Annotated in this window: 25 protein-coding genes; 16 read left to right on the forward strand and 9 right to left on the reverse strand. The window is 58.7% G+C overall.

Features of this window, described 5'->3' with window-relative positions; all coding sequences use genetic code 11:
• The 3 genes from ACIPZE_RS16015 to ACIPZE_RS16025 form a co-directional block, all read left to right on the forward strand.
• On the forward strand, positions 1-1,183 hold a 1,183-nt coding region (locus ACIPZE_RS16015; protein ID WP_400773798.1), incomplete at its 5' end, for a lipoprotein-releasing ABC transporter permease subunit.
• Complete coding sequence (gene lolD / locus ACIPZE_RS16020; protein WP_400773801.1) at positions 1,176-1,874, forward strand: lipoprotein-releasing ABC transporter ATP-binding protein LolD; 699 nt, start codon at positions 1,176-1,178, stop codon at positions 1,872-1,874. The genes ACIPZE_RS16015 and lolD, both read left to right, overlap by 8 nt.
• 63 nt (positions 1,875-1,937) lie before the next feature.
• Complete coding sequence (locus tag ACIPZE_RS16025; RefSeq protein ID WP_400773802.1) at positions 1,938-3,182, forward strand: lipoprotein-releasing ABC transporter permease subunit; 1,245 nt, start codon at positions 1,938-1,940, stop codon at positions 3,180-3,182.
• Positions 3,183-3,302: 120 nt separating this feature from the next.
• On the opposite strand, the gene ACIPZE_RS16030 is transcribed toward ACIPZE_RS16025, so the two are convergent.
• Together ACIPZE_RS16030 and ACIPZE_RS16035 are read right to left on the reverse strand one after the other, a co-directional pair.
• The gene (locus tag ACIPZE_RS16030; RefSeq protein WP_400773805.1) at positions 3,303-4,649 is read right to left on the reverse strand and encodes a heavy metal sensor histidine kinase; all 1,347 of its coding nucleotides are present in this window, start codon (positions 4,647-4,649) and stop codon (positions 3,303-3,305) included.
• Positions 4,649-5,329, reverse strand: coding sequence for a heavy metal response regulator transcription factor (locus ACIPZE_RS16035; RefSeq protein WP_129394782.1), 681 nt, complete (start codon positions 5,327-5,329; stop codon positions 4,649-4,651). The genes ACIPZE_RS16030 and ACIPZE_RS16035 overlap by 1 nt, the downstream gene beginning before the upstream one ends.
• Before the next feature lie 173 nt (positions 5,330-5,502).
• On the opposite strand from ACIPZE_RS16035, the gene ACIPZE_RS16040 reads away from it, so the two are divergent.
• Positions 5,503-6,030 carry a cupredoxin family protein gene (locus ACIPZE_RS16040; RefSeq protein ID WP_283435736.1) on the forward strand — a complete coding sequence of 176 codons (528 nt, stop codon included), beginning with the start codon at positions 5,503-5,505 and terminating at the stop codon, positions 6,028-6,030.
• Positions 6,031-6,091: 61 nt separating this feature from the next.
• Positions 6,092-6,922: an NADPH-dependent 7-cyano-7-deazaguanine reductase QueF gene (queF, locus tag ACIPZE_RS16045; RefSeq protein ID WP_283435737.1), complete on the forward strand. Its 831-nt coding sequence runs from the start codon at positions 6,092-6,094 to the stop codon at positions 6,920-6,922.
• 172 nt (positions 6,923-7,094) lie between these two features.
• Here the strand turns inward: queF and ACIPZE_RS16050 are convergent, their stop codons facing one another.
• Positions 7,095-7,358, reverse strand: coding sequence for a DUF4404 family protein (locus tag ACIPZE_RS16050; RefSeq protein ID WP_283435738.1), 264 nt, complete (start codon positions 7,356-7,358; stop codon positions 7,095-7,097).
• 108 nt (positions 7,359-7,466) lie between these two features.
• Positions 7,467-8,087, reverse strand: coding sequence for an HAD family phosphatase (locus ACIPZE_RS16055; protein WP_129394778.1), 621 nt, complete (start codon positions 8,085-8,087; stop codon positions 7,467-7,469).
• A gap of 197 nt (positions 8,088-8,284) precedes the next feature.
• Between ACIPZE_RS16055 and ACIPZE_RS16060 the strand changes: the two genes are divergently transcribed.
• A complete protein-coding gene (locus tag ACIPZE_RS16060; RefSeq protein WP_283435740.1) occupies positions 8,285-8,974 on the forward strand; it encodes a VacJ family lipoprotein in 690 nt (229 codons plus the stop codon).
• A 52-nt stretch (positions 8,975-9,026) separates the two neighbouring features.
• Here ACIPZE_RS16060 and ACIPZE_RS16065 read toward each other — a convergent pair whose 3' ends face one another.
• The gene (locus ACIPZE_RS16065; protein WP_283435741.1) at positions 9,027-9,326 is read right to left on the reverse strand and encodes a PilZ domain-containing protein; all 300 of its coding nucleotides are present in this window, start codon (positions 9,324-9,326) and stop codon (positions 9,027-9,029) included.
• 276 nt (positions 9,327-9,602) lie between these two features.
• Here ACIPZE_RS16065 and rssB point away from each other — a divergent pair, with 276 nt between their 5' ends.
• Complete coding sequence (gene rssB / locus ACIPZE_RS16070; RefSeq protein ID WP_047302218.1) at positions 9,603-10,784, forward strand: two-component system response regulator RssB; 1,182 nt, start codon at positions 9,603-9,605, stop codon at positions 10,782-10,784.
• Positions 10,784-11,266: an anti-sigma factor antagonist RssC gene (rssC, locus tag ACIPZE_RS16075; RefSeq protein ID WP_042560140.1), complete on the forward strand. Its 483-nt coding sequence runs from the start codon at positions 10,784-10,786 to the stop codon at positions 11,264-11,266. Before rssB ends, rssC begins: the two co-directional genes overlap by 1 nt.
• A 215-nt stretch (positions 11,267-11,481) precedes the next feature.
• Here rssC and tal read toward each other — a convergent pair whose 3' ends face one another.
• Positions 11,482-12,408, reverse strand: a complete 927-nt coding sequence (tal, locus tag ACIPZE_RS16080) for a transaldolase (RefSeq protein ID WP_283435742.1) — start codon at positions 12,406-12,408, stop codon at positions 11,482-11,484.
• 201 nt (positions 12,409-12,609) lie between these two features.
• The gene (locus ACIPZE_RS16085; protein WP_400773812.1) at positions 12,610-13,563 is read right to left on the reverse strand and encodes a cellulase family glycosylhydrolase; all 954 of its coding nucleotides are present in this window, start codon (positions 13,561-13,563) and stop codon (positions 12,610-12,612) included.
• A 292-nt stretch (positions 13,564-13,855) separates the two neighbouring features.
• Here ACIPZE_RS16085 and ACIPZE_RS16090 point away from each other — a divergent pair, with 292 nt between their 5' ends.
• The 8 genes from ACIPZE_RS16090 to ACIPZE_RS16125 all read left to right on the forward strand — a co-directional run bounded on the left by ACIPZE_RS16090 (position 13,856) and on the right by ACIPZE_RS16125 (position 23,599).
• Positions 13,856-14,296 (forward strand): low molecular weight protein-tyrosine-phosphatase, encoded by a 441-nt coding sequence (locus ACIPZE_RS16090; protein ID WP_283435744.1) that lies wholly within the window; start codon positions 13,856-13,858, stop codon positions 14,294-14,296.
• Between the two features lie 39 nt (positions 14,297-14,335).
• Positions 14,336-16,564, forward strand: coding sequence for a polysaccharide biosynthesis tyrosine autokinase (locus tag ACIPZE_RS16095; RefSeq protein WP_400773816.1), 2,229 nt, complete (start codon positions 14,336-14,338; stop codon positions 16,562-16,564).
• A 40-nt stretch (positions 16,565-16,604) separates the two neighbouring features.
• Positions 16,605-17,687: a glycosyltransferase family 4 protein gene (locus ACIPZE_RS16100; protein ID WP_129394771.1), complete on the forward strand. Its 1,083-nt coding sequence runs from the start codon at positions 16,605-16,607 to the stop codon at positions 17,685-17,687.
• A gap of 14 nt (positions 17,688-17,701) precedes the next feature.
• A complete protein-coding gene (locus ACIPZE_RS16105) occupies positions 17,702-18,814 on the forward strand; it encodes a polysaccharide pyruvyl transferase family protein (protein ID WP_129394770.1) in 1,113 nt (370 codons plus the stop codon).
• Positions 18,811-20,043 carry a phosphoribosylaminoimidazole carboxylase gene (locus ACIPZE_RS16110; RefSeq protein WP_400773819.1) on the forward strand — a complete coding sequence of 411 codons (1,233 nt, stop codon included), beginning with the start codon at positions 18,811-18,813 and terminating at the stop codon, positions 20,041-20,043. The genes ACIPZE_RS16105 and ACIPZE_RS16110 overlap by 4 nt, the downstream gene beginning before the upstream one ends.
• Positions 20,034-21,137 (forward strand): hypothetical protein, encoded by a 1,104-nt coding sequence (locus ACIPZE_RS16115; RefSeq protein WP_129394768.1) that lies wholly within the window; start codon positions 20,034-20,036, stop codon positions 21,135-21,137. Before ACIPZE_RS16110 ends, ACIPZE_RS16115 begins: the two co-directional genes overlap by 10 nt.
• A gap of 12 nt (positions 21,138-21,149) precedes the next feature.
• Positions 21,150-22,187 carry an acyltransferase family protein gene (locus tag ACIPZE_RS16120; RefSeq protein WP_283435748.1) on the forward strand — a complete coding sequence of 346 codons (1,038 nt, stop codon included), beginning with the start codon at positions 21,150-21,152 and terminating at the stop codon, positions 22,185-22,187.
• Between the two features lie 275 nt (positions 22,188-22,462).
• Positions 22,463-23,599: a GDSL-type esterase/lipase family protein gene (locus ACIPZE_RS16125; protein ID WP_400773821.1), complete on the forward strand. Its 1,137-nt coding sequence runs from the start codon at positions 22,463-22,465 to the stop codon at positions 23,597-23,599.
• 128 nt (positions 23,600-23,727) lie between these two features.
• On the opposite strand, the gene ACIPZE_RS16130 is transcribed toward ACIPZE_RS16125, so the two are convergent.
• Together ACIPZE_RS16130 and galU are read right to left on the reverse strand one after the other, a co-directional pair.
• Positions 23,728-24,141 carry a mannose-1-phosphate guanylyltransferase gene (locus tag ACIPZE_RS16130; protein ID WP_283435750.1) on the reverse strand — a complete coding sequence of 138 codons (414 nt, stop codon included), beginning with the start codon at positions 24,139-24,141 and terminating at the stop codon, positions 23,728-23,730.
• A 50-nt stretch (positions 24,142-24,191) separates the two neighbouring features.
• The gene (galU, locus tag ACIPZE_RS16135; RefSeq protein ID WP_053122017.1) at positions 24,192-25,025 is read right to left on the reverse strand and encodes a UTP--glucose-1-phosphate uridylyltransferase GalU; all 834 of its coding nucleotides are present in this window, start codon (positions 25,023-25,025) and stop codon (positions 24,192-24,194) included.
• Between the last annotated feature and the right edge of the window lie 135 nt (positions 25,026-25,160).

The raw sequence follows: 25,160 nt of genomic DNA on the forward strand, positions 1-25,160 counted from the left end.
GTCATTCATTTCCCTGACTTCGATGATCGGGCTCGCCCTTGGCGTGGTCGTGATGATCGTCGTGCTGTCGGTGATGAATGGCTTCGATCATGAGATGCGCACCCGCGTGCTGGGCATGGTGCCCCACGCGACCATTGAATCCACTGAGCCGATCAACGATTGGCAAAGCCTGGCGACCAAGGTCAAGCAGAACCCGCAGGTGACAGCCGTTGCGCCGTTCACCCAGATGCAGGGCCTGCTGACCAACAACGGTCAGGTCTCCAAGGTGTTGCTCAATGCCATCGACCCTGCGCTCGAACGCAATGTGTCGATCATCGACAACTTCATGAAGCAGGGCAAACTCGACGATTTGACGCCGGGCAGCTTCGGCATCGTCATCGGCGACAAGGCCGCGACCAAGCTCGGTGTCGGCATTGGTGACAAAGTCACCTTCGTCGCGCCGGAGGTCAGCCTGACCCCGGCTGGGATGTTCCCGCGCATGAAACGCTTCACCGTGGTCGGCATTTTCCATGTCGGCGCTGGCGAACTCGACGGCTATCTGGGCGTGACCAACCTGCAGGATCTGGCGAAGATGCACCGCTGGAAACCGGATCAGGTACAGGGCATCCGCCTGAAGTTCGACGACCTGTTCCAGGCGCCGCGTGTGGCATGGAACATCGCCCAGCAGCTTGGCGAAGACCATTACTACGCCCGCGACTGGACCCGTACCCACGGCAATCTGTATCAGGCGATCCGCATGGAAAAAGCCATGATCGGCCTGCTGTTGCTGCTGATCGTCGCCGTCGCTGCGTTCAACATCATTTCCACACTGGTGATGGTGGTCAACGACAAGAAGGGCGACATCGCCATTCTGCGCACGTTGGGCGCGACGCCGGGCACGATCATGCGCACGTTCATGGTGCAAGGCACGGTGATCGGTGTGGTCGGTACAGCGATTGGTGCGGTGGTCGGTATTTTCGCTGCGCTTAACGTCAGCGCCGCGATCTCGGCACTGGAAGGCCTGATCGGCCATAAATTCCTTAATGCTGACGTGTATTTCATTGATTATCTTCCGTCGCAGGTGCAGAGCCAGGATGTCGTCATGGTCTGCGCCGCGGCGTTGGTTCTGAGTTTCCTCGCCACCCTGTATCCCGCCTGGCGTGCCGCGCGCACCCAGCCGGCGGAGGCGCTACGTTATGAGTGAGTCGGGCATGAGTGAACAAGCAATCTTGAGCTGCCGCAACCTGGGCAAATCCTACGACGAAGGCCCGGAGTCGGTCGAAGTGCTGGCCGGCCTGCAACTGGAGTTGCACCCGGGCGAGCGTGTGGCGATCGTCGGCACCTCAGGTTCGGGCAAAAGTACTTTGCTCAACCTGCTCGGTGGCCTGGATACGCCGACCAAGGGCAGCGTCTGGCTCGACGGCGAAGAATTGTCGGCACTGAGCGAAAAGAAGCGTGGCCTGCTGCGTAACCGTTCGCTCGGTTTCGTTTACCAGTTCCACCATTTGCTGCCGGAATTCACTGCGCTGGAAAACGTCTGCATGCCGCTGCTGATCGGCAAGACGCCGATCCCTGAAGCGCGTCAGCGTGCGACTGCTTTGCTGGAACGCGTCGGCCTCGGCCATCGTCTGGAACACAAGCCATCCGAACTGTCCGGGGGGGAGCGTCAACGTGTGGCGATCGCCCGCGCGCTGGTGAACAAGCCAGGCCTGGTGATGCTCGACGAGCCGACCGGCAACCTCGACTCTCACACCGCCCAGGGCATTCAGGATTTGATGCTGGAACTCAGCACCTCGATGCGCACCGCGTTTCTGGTGGTGACTCACGACATGAACCTGGCCCGCCAGATGGACCGCGTACTGCACCTGCAAGAAGGTCGCCTCACGCCTATCTGATTGGCTGCAACCCGACGTCTGCAAAGGCGTCGGGTCTTTTATTTTTATACGGTGCCCCAGCGAATGTTCAGACCGTTATCGATCTTTATCGGCACGCGCTATACCCGCGCCAAGCGCCGCAATCGCTTCGTTTCGTTCATTTCGATGACCTCGATGATCGGCCTCGCCCTCGGCGTGCTGGCGATGATCGTGGTGTTGTCGGTAATGAACGGCTTCCAGCGCGAGATGAGCTCGCGCATCCTCGGCATGGTGCCGCACGCGACCATCGTTGGCGTAAAGCCGATCGATGACTGGCAGCCGGTTGCTGTCGCCGCGATGAAGAATCCCGAAGTGACCGCCGCCGTCCCGTTCACTGAAATGGAAGGCATGCTCTCCTATAAAGGGTTGATGCAGCCGATCCAGATCAGCGGCGTTGATCCCGCCCAGGAAGGCAAGGTGTCGATCGTTGCCCAACACATTGTGCAGGGCCGTCTCGATGACTTGAAACCGGGCGAGTTCGGTGTGGTGATCGGTGAGATTACTGCGCGTCGTTTCCGTCTCAACGTCGGCGACAAAATCACCCTGATCGTCCCGGAAGTCAGCACCGCACCGGGTGGCATCACCCCGCGTATGCAGCGGCTGAACGTGGTGGGCGTGTTCAAGGTCGGCGCCGAACTGGACGGCTCAATGGGCCTGATCCACGTGGCTGACGCCGCGACCATGCAGCACTGGCAGCCGAATCAGGTGCAGAGCGTGCGTCTGGCGGTCAAGGATCTGTATGCCGCGCCGAAGGTGTCCTCGGACATCGCCGCCAGTTTGGGCGCGGAGTTCAAGGCTGACGACTGGACTCACACCCAAGGCAGTCTGTTCAGCGCGATGAAGATGGAAAAAACCATGATCGGCCTGCTGTTGCTGATGATCGTCGCGGTGGCGGCGTTCAACATCATCGCGACGCTGATCATGGTGGTGAACGACAAGGGCGCGGACATCGCGATTCTCCGTACCATCGGCGCCACGCCACGGCAGATCATGGCGATCTTCATGGTGCAAGGCACGGTGATTGGCATTGTCGGCACCATTATTGGCGGCGTACTGGGCGTGATTGCTGCGCTGAATGTCAGCGAGATGGTTGGCTGGATCGAGCGCGTGAGCGGGCAGCATATCTTCAGTTCTGACGTGTACTTCGTCAGCAATCTGCCGTCGGAATTGCAGGCTGGGGATGTGCTGTTGATCTGCTCGGCGGGGTTCATTCTAAGCTTCTTGGCAACGGTGTACCCGGCGTGGCGAGCGGCGAAGATCGAGCCAGCTCACGCCCTGAGATATTCGTAAGCGACCTCCATGCTCGTTCCCACGCTCTGCGTGGGAATGCCTCAACGGACGCTCCGCGTTCGGCTCTGCAGGGGACGCGGAGCGTCCCGGGCGGCATTCCCACGCAGAGCGTGGGAACGATCAGGTTCGAGGCAACTCGATCACAAAGCGCGTCCACCCCAACTCTGATTCGCAATGAATCTGCCCACCATGGGCCCGGACGATCGACTGTGTAATCGCCAACCCCAGCCCCGCATGCTCACTGCTGCCTTCCTGTCGCGCCGGGTCGGCCCGATAAAACCGGTCAAACAATCGCGGTAACAATTCTGTTGAAATCCCTTTTCCACTGTTTTCAACCGAAATACGCACAGCGCCCGGTTGATCAACGATCCGCACGCTCAAATCACCCCCAGCCGGGGTAAACCGCAGCGCGTTATCGAGCAAATTCGACAAAGCGCGGCGCAACATGTTGCGGTCACCTTCGATCCGCGCATGACCCTCACGTGTCAACGTCACTCCGGCGTCCTCCGCCAGCGGCGCAAAAAACTCCAGCAACACATCAGCCTCATCCTTCAGTTCCAGCGGTTCACGCTTGGGCATCAGCAAACCGTGGTCAGCTTTGGCCAGGTACAGCATGTCGTTGACCAGTTGCGCCATCCATTGCAGCTCTTCGAGGTTGCTGTGCAGCGCTTCGCGGTAATCCTCGATCGGCCTTGGACGGGTGAGGGTGACTTGCGTGTGGGTCAGCAGGTTCGACAGTGGCGTGCGCAATTCATGGGCAATGTCAGCAGAGAACGCCGAGAGGCGCTGAAACGAGTCGTCGAGTCGTGCGAGCATGGCGTTGAAGCTGTGGGCCATTTCCGCAAGCTCTGGCGGCATTTGCTCTTGCGACAGGCGCGCATTCAGCGATTGTGCGGAAACGCCACGGGCCACCGCGCTCATGCACCGCAACGGGCGCAAACCGCTGCGTGCCGCCCAGGCACCGAGCAGCGCCGTCGCCAATGCCGAGAGCCCGACCGTGAGCCAGATCAAGTGCTGCATGCGTTGCAGGAAGTGTTGGTGATGGGTGATGTCGAGCAGCAGGCTCAGTTGTGGCGAATCGGTTTTATCGGGATAGAGCGGGGCGTTGAGCACGCGGTAATCGGTGCCGTCATTGCTGATCGTCGACAAGCCGGTTTGTTGGGGGAAATTCCTGGGAATCTGCGTCGAACTGTCATACCAGCGCTGGCCATCAGCGCCGGTGATACGTAGCGACAAATCGGCTTGACGACTGAGCTCATCCGCGAGTCGCACTTCACGCTGAGCAGGCTGAAGATCCTGCAGGGCGCGGCGCAGGCCAATCAGTTTGCCATCCAGTTGTTGCTGGTCGAGTTCGATGAAATGCGCCTCGCTGGCACGGTTGAACAGCACCCCGGCGAACAACGAAACCACGGCGGTGCAAGCGGCAAACAACAAGGCCAGGCGTGAACTCAAGGACAGTCGGCGCATCAGACTGCGCGCTCTTCAAGCACATAGCCCATGCCGCGTACGGTGTGGATCAGTTTGTTGGGGAAGTCGTCGTCGATCTTCAGACGCAAGCGGCGGATTGCCACTTCGATGACATTGGTGTCGCTGTCGAAATTCATGTCCCAGACCTGCGAGGCGATCAGCGATTTCGGCAGCACTTCGCCCTGGCGACGCAAGAGCATTTCCAACAGGGCGAATTCCTTGGCGGTCAGGTCGATGCGCTGGCCACTGCGTTCGACCCGGCGACGGATCAGATCCAGGCGCAGATCGGCCAGTTGCAGACTGGTTTCCTGCGGCGTGCCGCTGCCGCGACGCAACAGGCTGCGTACCCGCGCCAGCAGTTCGGAGAAGGCGAACGGTTTGACCAGATAATCGTCGGCACCCAGTTCGAGGCCGTGAACCCTGTCCTCCACCGCGTCTTTGGCGGTCAGAAAAAGTACCGGCGTATCCAGCCCGGCACTGCGCACCGCGTGCAGAATCTGCCAGCCATTGCGCCCCGGCAACATCACATCGAGGATCAACAGCGCATACTCACCGCTCAAGGCCAATTGCTGGCCGCTGTTGCCGTCGGCCACCAGCTCGGTGTTGAACCCGGCCTCAGTCAGGCCCTGGCGCAGGTATTGGCCGGTTTTTGCTTGGTCTTCGACGATCAACAGTTTCATGGGCGACTCGGGTTGTCCGGGGTGATTCGGGTTCTGGTAACGAAAGCTTTATAGCGTGACAGCAGACGACAGGCGCCAACCTGACAAAGTTGTAATCTGCCTGTCAGCTTGATGCCAGCGCAGGCCGGCTAAAGTTTCCCACAAGCTGAACCTTATCTTGTTGGAGTACGACCATGTTTTTGCGTAAATCCCTGGCCTTGTGTTTGTTGGCGTTGAGTTCGCCGGTGTGGGCAGCCCCCGCGCACACCTACGACTTCGGCCAGCCGGCGCCCGCCGCCCAAGCCACGCGCAGCGTTGAAGTGGTGCTGAACGACATGTCGTTCGACCCGAAGGCGATTCAGGTCAAGGCCGGTGAGACCGTGCGTTTTGTGCTGGTGAATAAAGGCCAGTTGTTGCACGAGTTCAACCTGGGTGACGCGGCAATGCACGCCAAACACCAGCAGGAAATGTTGCAGATGCAGCAAAGCGGCATGCTCACGCCTACTGGCATGAAGGAAATGTCCCACGACATGGCGGGCATGGATCACGCCGCAATGGGCCACACCATGAAACACGATGACCCGAACAGTGTGCTGGTCGAACCGGGCAAGTCCGCCGAGCTGACCTGGACGTTCAGCAAGGCCACGAGCCTGGAATTCGCCTGCAATATTCCCGGGCATTACCAGGCGGGCATGGTCGGCAAATTGACTGTCAGTCAGTAAGCACTCAAAGGCGCGCGCAAAGGCTGGTAGAATCCGCTGATTCTTCAGTCAGGTTTCCGCCATGCATCCCGCAGCCGAACACTCGCCGCTGGGCAAATCCAGCGAATACATCGCCACGTACACGCCGTCCCTGCTGTTCCCGATTCCGCGCACCGCGAAATGGGCCGAACTGGGCCTGACCGCCGAAACCCTGCCGTATAAAGGCGTGGATTTCTGGAACTGCTTCGAGCTGTCGTGGCTGCTGCCTTCCGGCAAACCGGTGGTGGCGATCGCTGAATTCAGCATCCCGGCGGATTCGCCGAACATCATCGAATCGAAGTCGTTCAAGCTGTACCTGAACTCGCTGAACCAGACGCCGTTTGCCGACGTTGGCACGTTGGAAGCGACGCTGGTCAAGGATTTGTCGGCCGCCGCCGGCAAACCGGTGGGCGTGCGCGTGCGTAGTCTGAAGGATGTAGAAGCGGAAGGCGTCGTGGCATTGCCGGGCGTGTGCATCGACGATCTGGATATCAGCGTCAGCAACTATGAGCATCCGCGCCCGGAACTGCTGCGTTGCGATGACTCGCGGATCGTCGAGGAGACGGTTTACAGCCATTTGCTCAAATCCAACTGCCCGGTGACCAGTCAGCCGGACTGGGGCAGTGTCGTGGTGGAATATCGCGGATCGGCGCTGGATCATGCGAGCTTGCTCGAGTACATCGTCAGCTTCCGCCAGCACTCGGACTTCCATGAGCAGTGTGTGGAGCGGATTTTCCTCGACCTGCAGCGGTTGCTGAAACCGGAAAAGCTGACCGTGTTTGCACGTTACGTGCGTCGCGGTGGTCTGGACATCAACCCGTACCGCAGCACCGAAAGCGTACAGCTGCCGAATCACCGGCTCGTGCGTCAATAAAGATCAACTGTAGGAGTGAGCCTGCTCGCGATAGCGGTGAGTCAGTTGACGATGATGTTAACTGACACACCGCTATCGCGAGCAGGCTCACTCCTACAGGGGATTGCATTGCCAGTCCGGAAGTGAAAAAGCCCTGCCAGTGATGGCAGGGCTTTTTTGTATGGCTGGGGAATCAGATCCCCATGCTGCCCAGCGCGTTGACGATATTGCGCAGGGTGCCGGCGATGGCCGGGTGTTCAACTTCGAAGCGTTCGACCGCTAGGTTCACGCCGTCAGCGATGCTGGCGTCTTGCGTGGCATTTTCCAGTTGAATTTCCGATTCGATCTGCGCCATCAGCGCGTGCAAATCTTCCCGTTCGACTTCCGACAGCGGCGGATTCTGTTCCAGCTGCTCGCGCAGGGTTTCGAGCTGTTTTTGCAGTTCTTGGGCGGGCATGGTGTTTTCCTTTTATCGAGAGGCACTGGCATTGACCGCAGCCGCGCGCCAAAGGTCTATGGCTGACCTTTAGATTAATCCACTCTCGTCAGGTGTGCATGATCCCGATCAGGGCTTTTCGCCTTTGAGGCGGCGCAGGCGGATGTCGGCGAGACAGTTGTCGAGCTCGCCCAGGTGATCGATCACCGAATGTACGCCGAGCCCGAACAGCTGCATCGTGGCCTTGCCGCGCAGTTGCTCGCGTTCTTTCTGGCTCAGGGCCTGCCACTCGTTTGGCGCCAGGCCGCACAGCGAACCGCACGACGCCAGGCCAATGGTCCACAGCCCGGCATTCAGGCCCGATTGCAGCAGGCGCGGTTCGCCGCTGACCAAGACGCAGCCATCGAGACTGCTGACGTTGAGATCCATCAAGGCTTGCCAGCAGGCGTTGGGCGCCGGCCATGGATTGATTGTTGCCGAATGTTGCGGTGATTTGATCCAGGCCGGCAGCGCAGCCGACAGCGGTTGTGCGAGGGCAGGGGGCAAGTCATCGAGCCAGGCACAGGGAATCTGCTGCCGCTGCAAGCTGTGCAAGCTTTCGAGCGCACCCGGTGTGGCATCGGCGTGTGCGGACGCGGCGGGAGTCTGTTGCCGGGCGCGGGCGCCGAAATCCACCAGGCAACCGCTGAGTCCGAACAGCACGGCGGTCAGACTGGGCGCAGCGATAGGCAAGGTTTCGGCATGTGACATGGCAACGTCCCTGAAATAGCCACAAGGCTAGGGTTTGTCGGTGACAGTTGGATGACAGCCGCGTGAAAGGGCGTGCAGGAAATGTCCTACAAGTCAGTGCATTCCCGGACTGCCCAAATGGGCTTTTGCGCTTATACTAGCGGCCTTAATGCGTGAGCCCAGTTGCCCGCGACAGTACAAATCCAAGGAGTTTTTCTATGCGCTGGAGCCATCCGCTCGCTCAGCTTTGTGTCTATGCCGGCCTGTTGCTGGCGCCGTTCGCCACTCAGGCCGCAACGGAAGAAGACCCTTGGGAAAGCGTCAACCGTCCGATCTTCCAGTTCAACGACTTCGTTGATACCTACGCGCTGAAGCCTCTGGCGCAGGGTTATGAGTTTGTCACGCCGCAGTTTGTCGAAGACGGCATCCACAACATGTTCCGCAACGTCGGTGATGTCACCAACCTGGCGAACAACGTTCTGCAGGGCAAACCGGCCGCCGCTGGCGTCGACACGGCACGTCTGATCTTCAACACCACTTTCGGTCTGCTCGGTTTCTTCGACGTCGGCACCAAAATGGGCCTGAACCGCAGCGACGAAGACTTCGGCCAGACCCTCGGCTACTGGGGTGTCGGCAGCGGTCCGTACGTGATGCTGCCATTGCTCGGCCCAAGCACCCTGCGTGATGCACCGTCGAAATACGTCGACAGCTACACCGGCATGTACCGCTACATCAACGATGTGCCAGCGCGTAACTCGATCTTCGGCCTGAACATCGTCGACACCCGCGCCAGCCTGCTGTCGAGCGAGAAACTGATCAGCGGCGACAAATACACCTTCATCCGCAATGCTTACCTGCAGAACCGCGAGTTCAAGGTGAAGGATGGCCAGGTCGAAGACGATTTTTAATCTCGACCGGTAAAAACAAAGGCGACCTCAGGGTCGCCTTTTTTGTGTGCAGCTATTTCATCGCAAGAATGCTCAGCCCGAGCCTCTGGCTGTCGCCATCCTGCGCCTTGACCCAGACCACTTCGGTCTCCGCTTCGAGGCCGCTGAGCGCCGCGTGATCGGAGTCGATGCGCACCCGCAAACGGTCGCCAACCGTGAACTGGCGCGGTGCTTCGACCTGCATGCCGCTGCTGGACAGATCGATGCAGGTCGCTGAAACCTGATCGCCTGCATGAATCAACACGACATCGGCATCAACCCGCATGCGGATGAAATCGCGCTTTTCGCTGTAGTCCCGACCGGTTTGACTCATGGTTCCGTCCTTCCATTGGGTTACGGTTTGAGCTGTTCTTATAACTCTCGGTGATTTGACAAGTAAAGTCGTCAAGCGACCATCGGCGCATGCTTGAAACGCTCTGCGGATGGGAGTACCGTCTGCGCCTTAGAAGGGCACCTCTGGTGTAACCGTGTGCAGGGCGAACGCTCGAAAGCGGTGCAACAGAGTGGCTAGAAAGCGAATCCAGTAGTCTGCGCAGGGCCAAAATGCCCAGCCAACTACGCCAACCTAATTCTGGCGCCGTTTGCCCACATGCCAAAAACCAGTGCCACGCTGCTGATAATCGATGATGACGAAGTAGTGCGCGCGAGTCTCGCGGCCTATTTGGAAGACAGTGGTTTCAGTGTCCTGCAGGCCAGCAACGGCCAACAGGGTCTTCAGGTATTCGAGCAAGACAAGCCCGACTTGGTCATCTGCGATCTGCGCATGCCGCAGATGGGCGGTCTCGAACTCATCCGTCAGGTCACCGAGCTGTCGCCGCAAACGCCGGTGATCGTGGTTTCGGGTGCCGGCGTGATGAACGACGCGGTCGAGGCCCTGCGCCTGGGCGCGGCGGACTACCTGATCAAGCCTCTCGAAGATCTGGCCGTGCTCGAGCACTCCGTGCGCCGGGCCCTGGATCGTGCGCGCCTGCTGCTGGAAAACCAGCGCTACCGCGAGAAGCTGGAAAAGGCCAATCGCGAGCTTGAGGCGAGCCTGAACCTGCTCCAGGAAGACCAGAACGCCGGTCGCCAGGTGCAGATGAACATGCTGCCGGAAAGCCCGTGGAGCATCGACGAGTTCAAGTTTGCGCACCAGATCATCCCGTCGTTGTATCTGTCGGGTGATTTTGTCGACTATTTCCGTGTCGACGAGCGCCGGGTCGCGTTCTACCTGGCGGATGTATCCGGTCATGGCGCCTCTTCGGCCTTTGTCACCGTGCTGCTGAAGTTCATGACCACGCGCTTGCTGTTCGAATCCAAGCGCAACGGCACTTTGCCGGAATTCAAGCCTTCGGAAGTCCTTGGTCATATCAACCGGGGGCTGATCAGTTGTAAGCTGGGTAAACACGTCACAATGGTCGGTGGAGTCATCGACGAGGAGACCGGTTTGTTGACCTATAGCATCGGCGGCCATCTGCCGTTGCCTGTGTTGTACACGCCTGACAGTGTTCGTTATCTCGAAGGACGCGGTCTGCCGGTTGGCCTCTTCAATGAAGCCACCTACGAAGATCACGTGCTTGAGCTGCCGCCGACGTTCAGCCTGACGCTGATGTCGGATGGCATTCTGGATCTTTTGCCAGAACCTACGCTCAAAGAAAAAGAAGCCGCTTTGCCTCAACGGGTGAAGTCGGCGGGCGGCAGCCTGGATGGTCTGCGGCAAGTGTTTGGATTGGCCACGCTAGGGGAGATGCCGGATGATATCGCCCTGTTGGTGTTGAGCAGGAATCTTTAATGAGTACCGGTAGAATCCAGTTCGCCGAGCAGGACGGCACCTTCGTCCTGAAGTTCGTCGGTGAAGTTCGCCTGACCCTGTGTTCGGCGTTGGATGCGACTATTGAGAAAATCTTCACCGCGTTGAATTTCAACGCGATCGTGATCGATTTGACCGAAACCCGCAGCATCGACAGCACGACGTTGGGCCTGTTGGCCAAACTGTCGATCCTGTCGCGGCAGAAGGTCGGCTTGTTGCCGACCGTCGTCACTACCCACGATGACATCACCCGTCTGCTGCAATCGATGGGCTTCGAGCAGGTGTTCAACATCGTCAATCACCCGGTGCCATGCCCCGAGTGCCTGGACGACCTGCCGGATCAGGACCAGTCGGAAGAAGTGGTGCGGATCAAGGTGCTCGAAGCACACAAGATCCTCATGGGGCTGAACGATTCCAATCGTGAAGCGTTCCATGATCTGGTGAATGCCCTCGAAAGACATTGATGGTCTGAAATGGGGTAGGGGCTGCTGGCCCTATCGCGAGCAGGCTCACTCCTACAGGTTCTTCATTAGCCACATAATCGCAATCGCTCCACAGATCCCCTGTAGGAGCGAGCCTGCTCGCGAAAGCGGCCGCAAGATCACCACGAATTTCCCCGCAGGCACAAAAAAGGGCGAACCTTAACAGGTTCGCCCTTTTTGCATTTCGCCAGCTCAGATCACAGCTTGGCCTGCAACAACGCCTCAAGCTTCTCCTGGTCGCGGGCAAACTGACGAATACCCTCAGCCAGTTTCTCGGTAGCCATCGCGTCTTCGTTGGACAACCAGCGGAATTGCGCTTCGTTGAGGTTCAGACGCGCTTCACCGGCGTGGCCCGGAGCCAATTTGCGCTCCAGCTTGCCCGTGTCGGCTGCCAGCTTGTCGATCAGGTCCGGGCTGATGGTCAGGCGGTCGCAGCCCGCCAACTGCTCGATCTGATTCAGGTTGCGGAAGCTCGCGCCCATGACCACAGTCTTGTAGTCATTGGCCTTGTAGTAGTTGTAGATGCGCGTTACCGACTGTACGCCCGGATCATCAGCGCCGGTGTAGTCGTTGCCGTTGGCCTTTTTGTACCAGTCGTAGATGCGGCCCACGAACGGCGAAATCAGGAACACCCCGGCGTCAGCGCATGCGGCTGCCTGGGCGAAGGAGAACAGCAGGGTCAGGTTGGTCTGGATGCCTTCCTTTTCCAACACTTCGGCGGCGCGGATGCCTTCCCAGGTCGAGGCGATCTTGATCAGGACGCGGTCGCGGCCAACGCCGGCCTTGTCATACAGCTCGATCAGGCGATGCGCGCGTTTCAGCACGGCATCCTTGTCGAACGACAGGCGCGCATCCACTTCGGTGGAAATACGGCCCGGGATCACTTTGAGAATTTCCTGGCCGACCGCAACGCCGAAACGGTCGCTGGCCAGGCCGACATCACCCTTGCAGTCGCTGACACAAGCATTCAGCAGCTCGGCATACGCCGGAATGGCCGCGGCCTTGAGCAGGAGCGAAGGGTTGGTGGTGGCGTCTACCGGCTTGACCCGGGCGATCGCTTCGAAGTCGCCAGTGTCGGCAACCACGGTGGTGAACTGTTTGAGTTGTTCCAGCTTGGAAGTCATGGGCGTGCTCTATCCTATGGGTCTGATGACATTACCCGAGCGCTGACAGTCACTCAAGGGCGCGTGCGTGTATCGATGGCCCCTGCGGCAACAACCTGAAAACGATTGTTTGAAAGGTCGGGGCGGCTATCGATGAATACGATGCCAAAACAGCCAACAGGTTCAAAGCAACCGACCTGCGTACAGGTCGGTGTGCGGGCGCTATTGGGCGTTCAACAGGGCTTCGACCGACATGCGCGCCGGTTTCGGTTGCCCGTCGGACGTCAGCAGGCCGAAGTTCTTCTCGCGTTCATTGCTGCCCGTTTCACTGTTCTTCCATTCATAGATGGAGGTCAGCGGGATGTTGAGTCTTTTGACATCGCCGATAAACGCGTTGATCTTGCTCGCTTGCCCTTCAGTCCCGCCATTGGAGGCGAGTGCCGAGATGCCCCATTCACTGATGACCCCCGGCAGATGGAAGTTCTGCTGGATAAACGCCTGCGCATTGCTGATCTGCGTGGCCGTCATGCCATAGGGGTGATAGGACACCGCGCTCAGGCATTTCGGGTATTCGCTGACGATACGATTAAGCGCCACGGTAGAGGCCGAGCCTGCGCTGGGTGGCCGGGCGAAGCCGTAACCGATTACCGGCGTCGAAGGCGGTTGCCCTTGCAGCGTCTTGCACACGGCGCTCATGAACGGCACAAACGTGGTGTCGAACTTGCCCGTCGGCCAGTAAGTTTCCAGATCCGGCTCGTTCCATAACTCAATCGCGACCATTTGCGAGCCGTACGTCTGTTCCAGGCCGGTCACCGCTTTGGCGAAGCCTTCACCGGCGCTGGTCAGTTCGGCGTTCGATGTGGCGGGCAATGGCTTGATCGCCCGCACCGTCAGCAAGACTTCCAGCCCTGCCGACTTGGCCGCCGCAAAAGCGTCGCTGACTTGTTGTTGATAAGCCTTGGCAGTCAGGCTCTCGCTCCACACGCCGAAGCGGACAAAACCGAAGCCTGCCGTTTTGATCTGCGCGGCGTCGGCCGCCGTGAAGTTCTGGATCTTCACCTGAACGCCGATGTTCTTGGCTGGAAGGTTAGGGAACAGTTCGCTGGCGTGAACCTGAGTGGCACCCAGCATCAGTAGCGCCAGGGCGCCGAGTTTTTTGAGATGTACGGATTTCATGTCTGCTCTCCCGAAGAGAAGTGACAACAGCGAATATTTATCTCGTTTCTCAATTTTCGATAAGGATGATGGCACTTAGTGCGCGAATGTTATTTTTTGTCGGAAATCAAGCGGCTGAAAATCACAGTTATTTTTAGTCCGCTAATTGTGGTTGGGGCGCTATAAAACGCTGTGGTACTTAATGCTCCGGTACTAACACGGCGAGTCTATTTCTGAGTGCAGGAAGATCTTGAGGGTTCACTAAAGTTCTCTCGCATGTTGGCCGTTTGACATTACACGGGAAAGTAAAACCTTGTTCAGAAAGATCCTAGTTGTCTGCGTGGGCAATATTTGCCGTAGTCCGACGGCAGAACTGTTGCTGCGTAACGCGCTGGCCTCTTCAGCGATCACCGTGTCCTCTGCGGGCTTGTCCGCCAGGGTCGGCGAGGGCGTCGAGCCTTCGGCCCGCGAGGTCCTGGAAAACCATGGGCACAGTGCCGAAGCGTTCAAGGCGCGGCAACTGACTTCGGACATCGTCAACGAATCAGACTTGATTCTGGTGATGGAAAAACAGCATGTAAATCAAGTACTGAAGATTGCCGCTCACGCGAGGGGCAAAGTGTTTCTACTCGGCAAATGGCAGAGCGAGCGCGAAATACAAGACCCGTATCGTCAAGGCCAGGCCGCTTTTATTCATGCTCATGCATTGATTGAAGATGCTGTTAGTTCATGGGCGCAGCGCCTCGGGCATTGATCAATATTCTTCAGAACAGTGAATGGTAAGAACAGACTTATGCAGTTACCGTCAGTAATCGGCACCCGTGACAACGATCAAGACAGTATTGATCTGCTCGGCATATTCGGCAGCCTGATCGACCAGAAATGGCTGATTGGTGCGCTTACCGGTGCCTTCATGGTCACCGGCGTGGCCTATGCGGTTCTGGCCACCCCGGTGTACCTGGCGAATGCGCTGGTGCAGGTCGAGCCGAAAAAGAACGACATGCTCGGCTTTTCCGACCTCAACAGCATGCTCGGTGGGCAATCGCCGTCAGTGACCGAAATCGGCATCATCAAGTCCCGCGCGGTGATCGGCAAAACCGTTGACGATCTGCGTCTGGATATCGATGTCACGCCGAATACCTTCCCGGTGATTGGCGGTTTTCTTGCCCGTCGTTATCGCGGCGAGACCGAGACCAGCGTCGCTGCGCCGCGTTTCGGCTTGAACAGTTACGCTTGGGGCGGCGAGCGCCTGGAGTTTGCCCGGCTCAATCTGCCGAAAGAGCTGCTCGGCAAGAAACTCACCCTCATCGCGGGTGAACAAAAGCGCTTCCGGTTGCTCGATGACAACGACAACCTGCTGGTCGACGGCGTTGCCGGTGAAGCCTTCGCGCAGGACGGTGTGGAAGGGCAGATCACGCAACTGCAGGCCAACCCGGGCACGCGTTTCGAAGTGGTGCGCAACCCACGTATCGTGACCATCCAGGGTTATCAGGATGCGTTGGATATCTCCGAGCAGGGCAAGGAATCGGGGATTATCAAACTGGCGCTGGCCAGCAGCGACGCGGCTGAAGCGGTGAAAATCCTCAACAAGATCGCTGCGCTGTACGTCGATCAAAACGTCCGTCGTACTTCGGCGGAAGCGGCGCAAAGCCTGGCATTCCTGCAAAGCCAGTTGCCCCAGGTCAAGCGTGATCTGGCCAAGGCCAGCGACGCGCTGAACGCCTATCAGACCCACGGCAAAACCGTGAACATCTCGCTGGAAACGCAATCGGTGCTCGGTCAGTCCGTCGCGCTCGAAACGCGGATTTCCGAGCTGAAAATGCAGCAGGCGGAGATGGACCGCAAGTTCACCAAACAACACCCGGCCTATCGCGCGTTGATGAGCCAGATCGGCGAACTGACCCAGCAACAGAAGTCGCTGGAAGGCAAGGTCGGCGATCTGCCCGCGACCCAACAAGAGCTGCTCAACCTGACCCGCGATGTCGAAGTGGCCTCGCAGATCTACACGCAGTTGCTGAACAAATCCCAAGAGCTGGACATCGTTCGCGCCGGTGCCGTGGGTAACGTGCGTCTGGTCGATGCGGCGGATGTCGACCTGACCAGCCCGGTCAAGCCGAAAAAAGCCCTGATCGTTATCATCGCCACATTCCTCGGTGCCTTCGTCGGCGTGGCGCTGGTGCTGCTGCGTAAATCCCTCAGTCGTGGTCTGGAAGGTCCCGAAGCCATCGAACAGCTTGGCCTGCCGGTGTACGCATCGATTCCCTACAGCGCCTTGCAGCAGGAAGAGGACAGCAAAAAAGGTCGTGCGCGCGACGGCGTCGATAAGCCTGCTTACCTGTTGGCCTTGCGCAACCCGACCGATCTGTCGATCGAATCGATTCGCAGCCTGCGCACCTGTCTGCACTTCGCCGGCCTCGATTCAACCAACAACCGCATCATGATTTCCGGGCCGAGCCCGCAGGTCGGCAAAACCTTCGTCTCGTCCAACCTCGCTGCCGTCATGGCGCTGAGCGGCCAGCGCGTGGTGCTGATCGATGCCGACATGCGCAAAGGGCACCTGCACAAAACCCTCAACACCCCGATCACCAATGGCCTCTCGGACTTGCTGGTCAAACGCTGCAGCATCGAGCAGGCGATCAACCGGGTCGAAGTCGACAACCTGCACTTCATCAGTCGCGGCCAGGTGCCGCCGAATCCTTCGGAACTGTTGATGCACGCCAACTTCCGCGAGCTGCTCGCCGAACTGAGCGAGCGCTACGACCTGGTGATCATCGATACGCCGCCGCTGCTGGCTGTGACCGATGCGGCAATTGTCGGCCGTGAAGCCGGGATCAGCCTGATCGTCACGCGTTTCGGGGTGAACCCGGCCAAAGAGATCGAACTGACCATCCGCCGTTTCGCACAGAACGGTATCGAGTTGAAGGGCGCGGTATTCAACGGTGTCGAGAAGCGCGCGGCCAGTTACTACGGCAACGGCGGCTACGGCTATTACAACTACGAATATGCGTCCGACAAATCCTGACTGTCAGCGATTGTTCTTTCCTGTTTTAAGTGGGTGAGTTGTGAAGAAAATACTGCACGTGGCAGAGACGATCAAAGGTGGCGTCGCGACCGTTATCCGCACGATTTCGGCATCCCCCGAGGATGATGCGGCGAACTACGAGCTGGTGTATCTGGTGCCGGACGATCAGGCAAAAGAGCTGCACGGGATCGGCGCAGAACAGATTCGCACGTTCGCCCGTACCGGCCGCAATGTGCCGTCGTTGCTGCGCTTCGCCTGGCGCCTGAGCCAGGTGCTGCTCAAGGAAAAACCCGATGTGGTGCATTTGCACAGCACCTTTTCCGGGGTGATCGGCCGTTGCGTGTGCGTGCTGTTGCGACCGTGGCGCAAGCCGAAAATCGTCTACTGCCCGCATGCGTTTTCGTTCCTGATGGAAAGCTCGCCGATCAAACAGAAAGTCTATGCGTGGATCGAGCGGGTGCTGCAAAAGGTCACCGACGTGATCATTTGCGTCAGCCAGTACGAACTGGATAAAGCCGCGCGCTTCGGCATCGAGCGCAAACGGATGAAGCTGATCTACAACGGCATTCATCACAAGGACGACGCACCGAAAGCGGCGAGTCCCGAGCCGATTCACTTGCTGTTCGTCGGCCGTCTCGACTACCAGAAAGGCTTCGACGTGTTGCTCAAGGCGTTCGCCAAGGTGCAGCGCAATGACCTGAAACTGACGGTGGTCGGCAGCGCGGTGAACGAGGACTCGGTCGAGTGCCCGCCGATGGACGCCGTCGAATATTTACCTTGGGTCACCCCGGGCGAAGTGCAGGCGCTGTATCAAAAAGCCGATGCGCTGATCGTGCCGAGTCGCTGGGAAGGATTTGCCATGGTGCCGCTGGAAGGCATGGCGATGGGCTTGCCGGTGATCGCCAGCAATTGCACCTCGCTGCCGGAACTGGTCACGCACGGCGTGTCTGGCTACGTGTTTCCGTCCGGTGATCACCAGGCGTTGGCCGATGTGCTGGCGCAAATCCAGAAGCCGCGGTTACTCGACCTCGGCACCGAAGGGCGCAGCATTGTCCGTGAGCGCTTCAGCGCCGCGTTGATGATCCGCCAGACCTACGACGTGTATTGCGCTCCCACTTATTAAGTAGAACTCAGCTTATGAACGTAACGATTTTGCATGGCTACAGTGCGTCCAACTCCGGTGACGGCCTGCTCGTCGATCTGGCCATTGCCTTGGTGCAGCGCAACTTTGGCGATGACACGGCGATCAGCGTGGTCGCCTCCGATCCGGATTCTTTCAGCTACTTGCCGCACCCGCGTTTCGATGCGCCGGTGATGGCGGCCAAGGGCCTGGGCCGGGTCAAGCAGGCAGTGTTTCTTAACCAGTCCTACGCGGGACTGGCGGACCTGTTGCGCAAAACCGATCTGATCGTCGGCGTCGGTGGCGGCTACATGCGCTCGAAAAGCGCTTTCGAACACATCAAGTTGAAGCTCGGCCACGCCAAGCAACTGGAAACCGCGATCCTCAGCAAAGTGCCGTCGGTGTACCTGCCGCAAAGCATCGGCCCGTTCCACGGCGAGAGCAGTCAGATCGTCGAGCATTACGCCAGCGCCGACGCGGTGTTCGTGCGCGATAACCGTTCCTCAGCGATCTTCGACGCCTGTGAAAACGTCTACCGTGCGCCGGATCTGGCAGTGCAGTCGCTGGCGAGCAAAATCCTCCAGCAGCCGAAGTTCACCCGCTGCGCTGCTTCGCCCGCCACCGTCTGTGTGGTGCTGCGCAAGCCGCCGGAGTGGAGCAAGGAAAAGAAAGTCGCTTACGTGGCCAATCTGAAGTTGCTGCTGCAGCGCCTGAAGAACAAAAGCAAAGTGGTTTGCGCCGTACAGAGCGCGGTGCGCGGCAACGATGACGGCGCGTTCTATCGCGAACTGGGCATCACTGAAGACCTGTTGTCGTTGAAGGCGACGATTGCCAAATATCAACCGGACCTGGTGATTTCCGTGCGCTTGCACGGCGCCATCGAATCGTTGCTCTCTGGCGTGCCGGCGTACCACATCAGCTATGAGCGCAAAGGGTTTGGCGCCTATCAGGACATGGGCGTGGAAGACTGGGTGATCAATGGCGGCGACATCGATGTCGATAAAATCATCGACACGGTTTACGCACCGGACGCGCTGACGAATTTCGGCAAGCGCCTGACCGACACCTGTCGTGAAATCGAAGCGAAAACCGTGGCCATGGACGACATCATCAAGGGTGTCGTTCGATGATATTTCGGCTACTGCTTCGCGGCGGAGCCTTGGGCGCGAAGTTTTTGCTGGTGTTGGCGCTCACCCATTACCTCGGTTACGAGGCGCTGGGTTTTTACGGCGTGGTGGTTGCCGCGTCGTTGATCGCGTCGAAGTTCTACAGCGTCGGTTTCAGTTCCGAGATCAATCGGCTGATCAGCGTCGGCGGCAGCTCGCGTCGTGTCGTCGACAAAGTGCTGTTGCTGTACCTGACCGTCGGGCTGCTGTTGTCGGTGGTGACGGTGCTGATCTATTCACTGTTCCAGCAGGTTGAAGCGACGGCTGCGCTGATCCTCTGTGTGACCCTGGTGTTGCTCACCGAACACCTGTCGTTCGAGATCAACTCTTTCGTGTTTTCTGCGCAGAAAGCCACGGCCGGCGCGTTGCTGTTCTTCATCAAGACCGGTTTGTGGGCGATGTTGGCCGTAGCCGGAATGATGTTCGGCTGGGTGTCGAGCGTCGCCAGTGTCTTGTGGTTGTGGGTGGCGGCCAACGTGTTGGTGATCATCGCCGGTTACCTGATTGTGGTGAACGTGCACAAGGGCCGAGTCGCCGGGACCTTGGCCACGGCGACGGTGTGGAAGGCCGGCTTGCCGTTCTATCTCGGCACCGGTCTGATCGCGTTGAGCCAATACGCCGAACGCTTTCTGATCATCGATCTGGAGCCCTACGCCAGCCTCGGTAAATACGTCTACGCGTGGTCGGCGGCCAACACCCTGCAAGCCTTGTCGTATGCGGTGGTAGCGGTGGTCGGGATTCCCGTGTTGGCCAAGCGTTTTCAGGCCGACCAGCAGGCCTTCACGGTCAAGCAGTTGTTCGTCAACAAATGGGTCATGCGCTCGCTGGTGGTGTCGGCGGCGGTGGCGGTGGCGATTTATCTGTTCTTCAACGTGGTGCTCGATTACGTCGCGACCAGTGTGCCGCGTCCGGACAATGCGATCCTCGACGTGTTGATCTTCTCCTTTGCCTTGCGTGCGATTGGCGACATCGTCTGGGGTGGTTTGATCGCCTCGAAAAACAGTCGTGTCTCGCTCGCCAGTGCGGCGATCTGCCTGCTGGTTTCGGTGCCGGTCAGCTATGTGCTGATCAAGCATTACTCGATCTATGGCGCCGCGTGGGGCAACGTTTTTGCGATCGTCGTGCAGCTCGGCGTGATTGCTTTGCTGACCCGCGTGACCGCTGCGAAAAAGGCTGCGCTGTCATGGGCCTGAAGTTGCCGTGCATCGAGTTTCGCGGCAAGAAACTCGACTCTTCGCTGTCGTTCCTGATCCTCTTCACCGGGCTGTTTCTGTCGGTGGCCATGCCGTTGTTGATTCCTCGCGATCCGGGGCCGGATGCGATGACGTTATGGTCGTCCTACGCGCGGGCCGACAACTGCAATTTCTGGAACCCGTTCTCACCGGATCGCTCGTCCTACGAGTGTTCGGCGTTCCTGCTGCGGCCCACCGGGATCAACCTGACCAATGCCTGGGCCTACGGCATGTTCTGCAATTTTTTCCTCACGGCGATTCCAGTGGTGGTGTTCCGCCGCATGCCGTTGGCGATCTTCGGCACCCTCTGTCTGTGGGGGATCGTGCGCTCGTTCTTTCTGGAAAACCTGACCAAGGAAATCATCGTCTCGGTGGCGGTGTTGAGCATTTTGCTCAGCTCGTTATCGCGCAAATACCGTGGTGGTTTTTTCCTCTCGGCGGTGATCTACGGCGTGCTGATCCGGCCTTACTGGATTCTGTTTTCGCTGTCGTGGGTCGGTGTCTGCGTGATGAAAAAGTACGTGTCGCGCACGACCTTCTTTCTGATGCTGTTCCTGTTCTACCTGGCCGTGGCGATGTCGATCCAGCTTGCGCTGGGCTTCCCGGTGTCGTCGATTCGTGCCAGCAACAACGAACTGCGCACGGCGGGCGAGGAGGGCTCGAAGTCGTTGATCGTCTCGTGGCTCAGCGGCAGCGATTTCGTTTCGCAAGCGCTGGACTCGATGATCATCTTCTTCCGGCTGTCGTTCCCGGTGGAGCTGATTCTGCTGTCCGGACCAGGCCAGGTGATCTTCGTCGCGTTGATGATCATGACTGCGTTGCTGCTGTTCAAAGTCATCACCTCGACCGATTACAAGGGCGCGCCGATCCAGACCAAGCCCAAGGAACTGATCGCGATCCCGCTGGCGTTTCTGCTGGTGCAAGGTTTGTTCGAACCGGACTTCGGCTCCTTCGCCCGGCACTTTTCAATGGTGGTACCAGTGTTGTTCGTCGGCCTCGGATTGATGCTGCGGGCAAACAAACCGGTGCAGGTTGAATCAAGAATTCTGAATTGAGGCGGGTGCTTTATGTCGAGCAAGAAAAAGTCCCTGGAGATCGAAACCCTGCGTGGCCTGGCGTGCCTGCTGCTGGTGCTCTATCACGTCATCGGACCATTGGGCGGTGGGTTGAAGATCGATATCGGCTCGCCGTTCCGGGTGATTGCCGATTCGATGGTGTACGTGCGCATGCCGCTGTTCACGTTCATTTCCGGGTACATCTATTCCATCTACAAAATTCGCGGCAATGACTTTTCGGCGTTTTTCTCCGGCAAGGTGCGCCGCTTGATCGTGCCGCTGTTTTGCGTCGGCGTGCCGTTCTCGGTGCTGCAAGCGGTCGGGCCTGGGGTGAACAAGGACGTCGGGGTGATCGACGCGTTGTTGTCGTTCTGGGTACCGATCAACCACTTCTGGTTCTTGCAGGCGGTGTTCATCATTTTCATGTTCGTCGGGCTGCTGGAATGGCGCGGGATGTTGCGTTCGGCGACGCGCTTGTATGGGTTGTTCGCGTTTGCCGCGGTATTGTTTTTACTGCCGCCGTTCACGTTCGATGCTTTCGGGATTAACGGCGCGATTTACCTGCTGCCGTTTTTCGTCGCGGGGATGATTGGCCAAGAGAACGTCGATGCGTTGAAGCAGCGCTTCAAGGTGATCGGGCCGCTGGTGTTTGTGCTGATCTCGCTGACGCTGCTGTATGTGGCGGCGATTGATCGTGAGTTGATTGTTGATCGTCGTAGCCTGGTGGGTCTGACTGTGGGTTGCGTGTCGTGTATCGCTTTGCTGTCGAGTGATATGCGCTCGAAGGCGCTGACGTGGTTGGGCGGTTATTCCTATGCGATCTTCCTGTTCCATGTGCTGTTCGCGGCGACTTCGCGTTTTGTGCTGGGGCGCTTGGGGATTAAGGATGAGGGCTTGCTGGTGCTGGGTGGCTTGAGCTTTGGCTTGCTCGGTCCGGTGGTGTTGTCGATGATTTTCAGTCGGTTCAATTTCACTTCCGTGCTGTTCCTTGGCGAGCGTGCGGCGAAGAAGAAACCATTGGCACCGATCACCCCAGTGCCGCAAACCTGATCTGTAGGAGCTGCGGCACGCTGCGATCTTTTGATCTTGTCTTTGAATGTCAGGATCAAAAGATCGCAGCCTCGTTTCACTCGACAGCTCCTACATGGATCTTTGCCAGCCGCACAATCCCTGTGGAAGATGCAGCGTCATTGCCAGAGCCACCGCCATCGCTGGCAAGCCAGCTCCCACAATTCTCCCTGTGCACAAGGGTTTCGCCGATGACCACAATCCCTGTGGGAGCGAGCCTGCTCGCGAAGGGCCATTCCAGACTGAAGGAAATTTGTATGTTGGCAGTGAATGACGCGCAACCCGCAGCAGCAGCAGCAGCGGTGGTTGAGGTGGGCGATGCCCGCGAGCGTTTTGCGCAGTGGCGCGAAGGCAAGGCCGGCGCGGTGTTGTCGGTCTCGGTGATCGGCGATAGCTACAGTGCCGGGCAGGATTTTTATCTGAACAAACTGGTGCAACGCGTGGCCGGGGAGGTGGGTTTTGCCGGGCCGGGTTATGTCGGCTTCAACCACGGCGCGGCGCTCGGCGGGACGCATTTCAAGTACACCCGCAGCAGTGAAAAGTATTTTGGCGGAGACTGGAAGGTGTCAGACCTGGGGCAGGCCAGCCCGGACAGCCGCACCGTGACGGGTAAACCGGGCGCATGGTTGCAGGTCGATGCAAGCCCGTCGCCGGCAATTAATACGGCGGTTACCCAAGCGAAATTGCTCTATCTGGGCAACGGCGAAGCCAGCGAAATCCGGTACCGCTGGGCGCCATCGCAAGACTGGCAGCCCTTGAAACTTGAAGGCTCGGGCGTTCAGGAAGTGCCACTGGCAGGCCTCTCGGCAGCGAAAGACTGGTCCTTCAAACTGGAAGTTGTGAAGGGCGCGCCGACGTTGTTCGGCTTATGGATGAGCAACGATCAGAAAGGCGTTCGGGTTTCGAAACTGGCGGCATCGGGTGCGGCTTCTGCGGATTTCTATCACCAGGATCCGCAATGGCAGGTGCAGTGGAAAGCCGCTGTGTCGAAGATTCCTGCGGATGTTTATCTGATCATGCTCGGTGGCAACGATCAGGGTTTCGGCGTGAAACCGGCGAAGTATCTGCAGAATGTTCAGGGCTTGGTGGGAATGCTGCGCGAGATCCAACCGCAGGCGAGCATCAACCTGATCATGCGTCAGGACACCACACGCTCGAGCGCTTATCCGATGTCGGCGTATGCGCAGGTACTTGAGCCGTGGGCACGCGAGCAGCATCTGGGTTACACCAACCTGCAATGCGCATTCGGCCCCGACGTCAAACGCTACGCGGCGGCGATGATCGGCCCGGACAAGATTCACCCCGTGCCGGCCACGGGCGGCAAGGTGATTGCCGATTACTTCTACGCCTGGATCACCGGCACCAAGGACCGCTGCGACGCCTCCATGAAATAACGCGCAAACCCCGGCGCGATGATCGTTCCCACGCTCCGCGTGGGAATGCATCCTGTGACGCTCTGCGTCACTCAGCGAAGGGACGCGGAGCGTCCCGGGCGGCATTCCCACGCGGAGCGTGGGAACGATCAGGCGTCCGGTGTGAAACTGTCGACCTGGCTCAACAACTCTGCAATCTTCTGCGGCATCAATCGCGTATCGCATCGAGTCTCAACGTTAATGATGATCGCCGGATCGTTGCAGCAAATCCGCACCCGGAAGCGCCAGTCACCGAAGATCACTTTCAGCCCGTCACTGTCATCCATTTCCAGCGCCTGCTCGCCATACAGCTTTTTCAGATGAGCGAGCAGGGGATAGGGATCGCGCATCGGCCGGCGGATATCGCCGGACGCGGGAAACACGCCAATGCGTTCGACCAGCAAGATCGTCCCCAGCCAGGTTTCATTGGCGCTGGGCAATGGCTGATGGCGTGACAACCAGCTCATCACCCCGAGGTTACCCACCTCGCGTTCAATCTCTACGGAATGTTGTGCAATGTTCATGGTGGCCTGCCTGAAGTGAAGAGTGGGCGTGAGGTGGCGTCGGGGCCGTCTCAGCGGCCCTTGAGGTAAACGTTCTCGTAGCAGAAGTTGGTCGCCTGCAAATAACCCTCGGCGTCGCCGCAATCGAAGCGCATGCCTTTGAATTTATAGGCCAGCACGCAACCGTTCTGCGCCTGTTTCATCAGCGCGTCGGTGATCTGGATTTCGCCGCCCTTGCCCGGTTCGGTATCGGCGATGAGGTCGAAAATATCCGGCGTGAGGATGTAGCGGCCGATGATCGCCAGGTTCGATGGCGCGTCTTGTGGTGCCGGTTTTTCCACCATGTTGTTGACCCGGTAGATGCCGTCGGATATCAGCTCGCCGGCGATCACTCCGTACTTGTGCGTCTGATCGGCCGGGACTTCCTGGATGGCGACGATCGAGCAGCGGAATTTCTTGTACAGCTGGATCATCTGCGTGAGCACGCCGTCACCTTCCAGGTTCAGGCACAGGTCATCGGCCAGCACCACGGCAAACGGCTCGTCGCCGATCAACGGACGGCCGCTGAGGATCGCGTGGCCGAGGCCTTTCATTTCGACCTGACGGGTGTAGGAGAAGGTGCAGGTGTCGATCAGCTCGCGGGTGCCGGCGAGGAACTTCTCTTTCTCGGTACCGCGGATCTGATGTTCCAGCTCGTAACTGATGTCGAAATGGTCTTCCAGCGCGCGTTTGCCCCGGCCGGTGACGATGGCCATGTGTTGCAGGCCGGCGTCCCGTGCTTCTTCAACGGCGTATTCGATCAAAGGCTTGTTGACGATCGGTAACATTTCCTTGGGCATCGCTTTAGTTGCCGGCAAGAAACGTGTGCCATAGCCGGCAGCGGGGAACAAACATTTACGAATCATAAAAGTATCCTGGACAGTCATGGAACACAGGCGACGAATGCGCGCACTCATGCAAGTGGGCAAGTTTCAATAGTATTGAACGATTGCTTTAATACCTGAGTCAGGTTGTTCATGGCAATTAATCGTTAGGGTAAA

The sequence above is a fragment of the Pseudomonas sp. NPDC089741 genome (assembly GCF_044748825.1).
Classification (GTDB): domain Bacteria; phylum Pseudomonadota; class Gammaproteobacteria; order Pseudomonadales; family Pseudomonadaceae; genus Aquipseudomonas; species Aquipseudomonas helmanticensis.

What these genes read in the sequence shown, in the direction of transcription:
- lolD (WP_400773801.1), top strand. Translation starts at nt 1,176, where the DNA reads ATGAGTGAGTCGGGCATGAGTGAACAAGCAATCTTGAGCTGCCGCAAC.
- ACIPZE_RS16025 (WP_400773802.1), top strand. Translation starts at nt 1,938, where the DNA reads ATGTTCAGACCGTTATCGATCTTTATCGGCACGCGCTATACCCGCGCC.
- ACIPZE_RS16030 (WP_400773805.1), bottom strand. Translation starts at nt 4,649, where the DNA reads ATGCGCCGACTGTCCTTGAGTTCACGCCTGGCCTTGTTGTTTGCCGCT.
- ACIPZE_RS16035 (WP_129394782.1), bottom strand. Translation starts at nt 5,329, where the DNA reads ATGAAACTGTTGATCGTCGAAGACCAAGCAAAAACCGGCCAATACCTG.
- ACIPZE_RS16040 (WP_283435736.1), top strand. Translation starts at nt 5,503, where the DNA reads ATGTTTTTGCGTAAATCCCTGGCCTTGTGTTTGTTGGCGTTGAGTTCG.
- queF (WP_283435737.1), top strand. Translation starts at nt 6,092, where the DNA reads ATGCATCCCGCAGCCGAACACTCGCCGCTGGGCAAATCCAGCGAATAC.
- ACIPZE_RS16050 (WP_283435738.1), bottom strand. Translation starts at nt 7,358, where the DNA reads ATGCCCGCCCAAGAACTGCAAAAACAGCTCGAAACCCTGCGCGAGCAG.
- ACIPZE_RS16055 (WP_129394778.1), bottom strand. Translation starts at nt 8,087, where the DNA reads ATGTCACATGCCGAAACCTTGCCTATCGCTGCGCCCAGTCTGACCGCC.
- ACIPZE_RS16060 (WP_283435740.1), top strand. Translation starts at nt 8,285, where the DNA reads ATGCGCTGGAGCCATCCGCTCGCTCAGCTTTGTGTCTATGCCGGCCTG.
- ACIPZE_RS16065 (WP_283435741.1), bottom strand. Translation starts at nt 9,326, where the DNA reads ATGAGTCAAACCGGTCGGGACTACAGCGAAAAGCGCGATTTCATCCGC.
- rssB (WP_047302218.1), top strand. Translation starts at nt 9,603, where the DNA reads ATGCCAAAAACCAGTGCCACGCTGCTGATAATCGATGATGACGAAGTA.
- rssC (WP_042560140.1), top strand. Translation starts at nt 10,784, where the DNA reads ATGAGTACCGGTAGAATCCAGTTCGCCGAGCAGGACGGCACCTTCGTC.
- tal (WP_283435742.1), bottom strand. Translation starts at nt 12,408, where the DNA reads ATGACTTCCAAGCTGGAACAACTCAAACAGTTCACCACCGTGGTTGCC.
- ACIPZE_RS16085 (WP_400773812.1), bottom strand. Translation starts at nt 13,563, where the DNA reads ATGAAATCCGTACATCTCAAAAAACTCGGCGCCCTGGCGCTACTGATG.
- ACIPZE_RS16095 (WP_400773816.1), top strand. Translation starts at nt 14,336, where the DNA reads ATGCAGTTACCGTCAGTAATCGGCACCCGTGACAACGATCAAGACAGT.
- ACIPZE_RS16105 (WP_129394770.1), top strand. Translation starts at nt 17,702, where the DNA reads ATGAACGTAACGATTTTGCATGGCTACAGTGCGTCCAACTCCGGTGAC.
- ACIPZE_RS16110 (WP_400773819.1), top strand. Translation starts at nt 18,811, where the DNA reads ATGATATTTCGGCTACTGCTTCGCGGCGGAGCCTTGGGCGCGAAGTTT.
- ACIPZE_RS16115 (WP_129394768.1), top strand. Translation starts at nt 20,034, where the DNA reads ATGGGCCTGAAGTTGCCGTGCATCGAGTTTCGCGGCAAGAAACTCGAC.
- ACIPZE_RS16120 (WP_283435748.1), top strand. Translation starts at nt 21,150, where the DNA reads ATGTCGAGCAAGAAAAAGTCCCTGGAGATCGAAACCCTGCGTGGCCTG.
- ACIPZE_RS16125 (WP_400773821.1), top strand. Translation starts at nt 22,463, where the DNA reads ATGTTGGCAGTGAATGACGCGCAACCCGCAGCAGCAGCAGCAGCGGTG.
- ACIPZE_RS16130 (WP_283435750.1), bottom strand. Translation starts at nt 24,141, where the DNA reads ATGAACATTGCACAACATTCCGTAGAGATTGAACGCGAGGTGGGTAAC.
- galU (WP_053122017.1), bottom strand. Translation starts at nt 25,025, where the DNA reads ATGATTCGTAAATGTTTGTTCCCCGCTGCCGGCTATGGCACACGTTTC.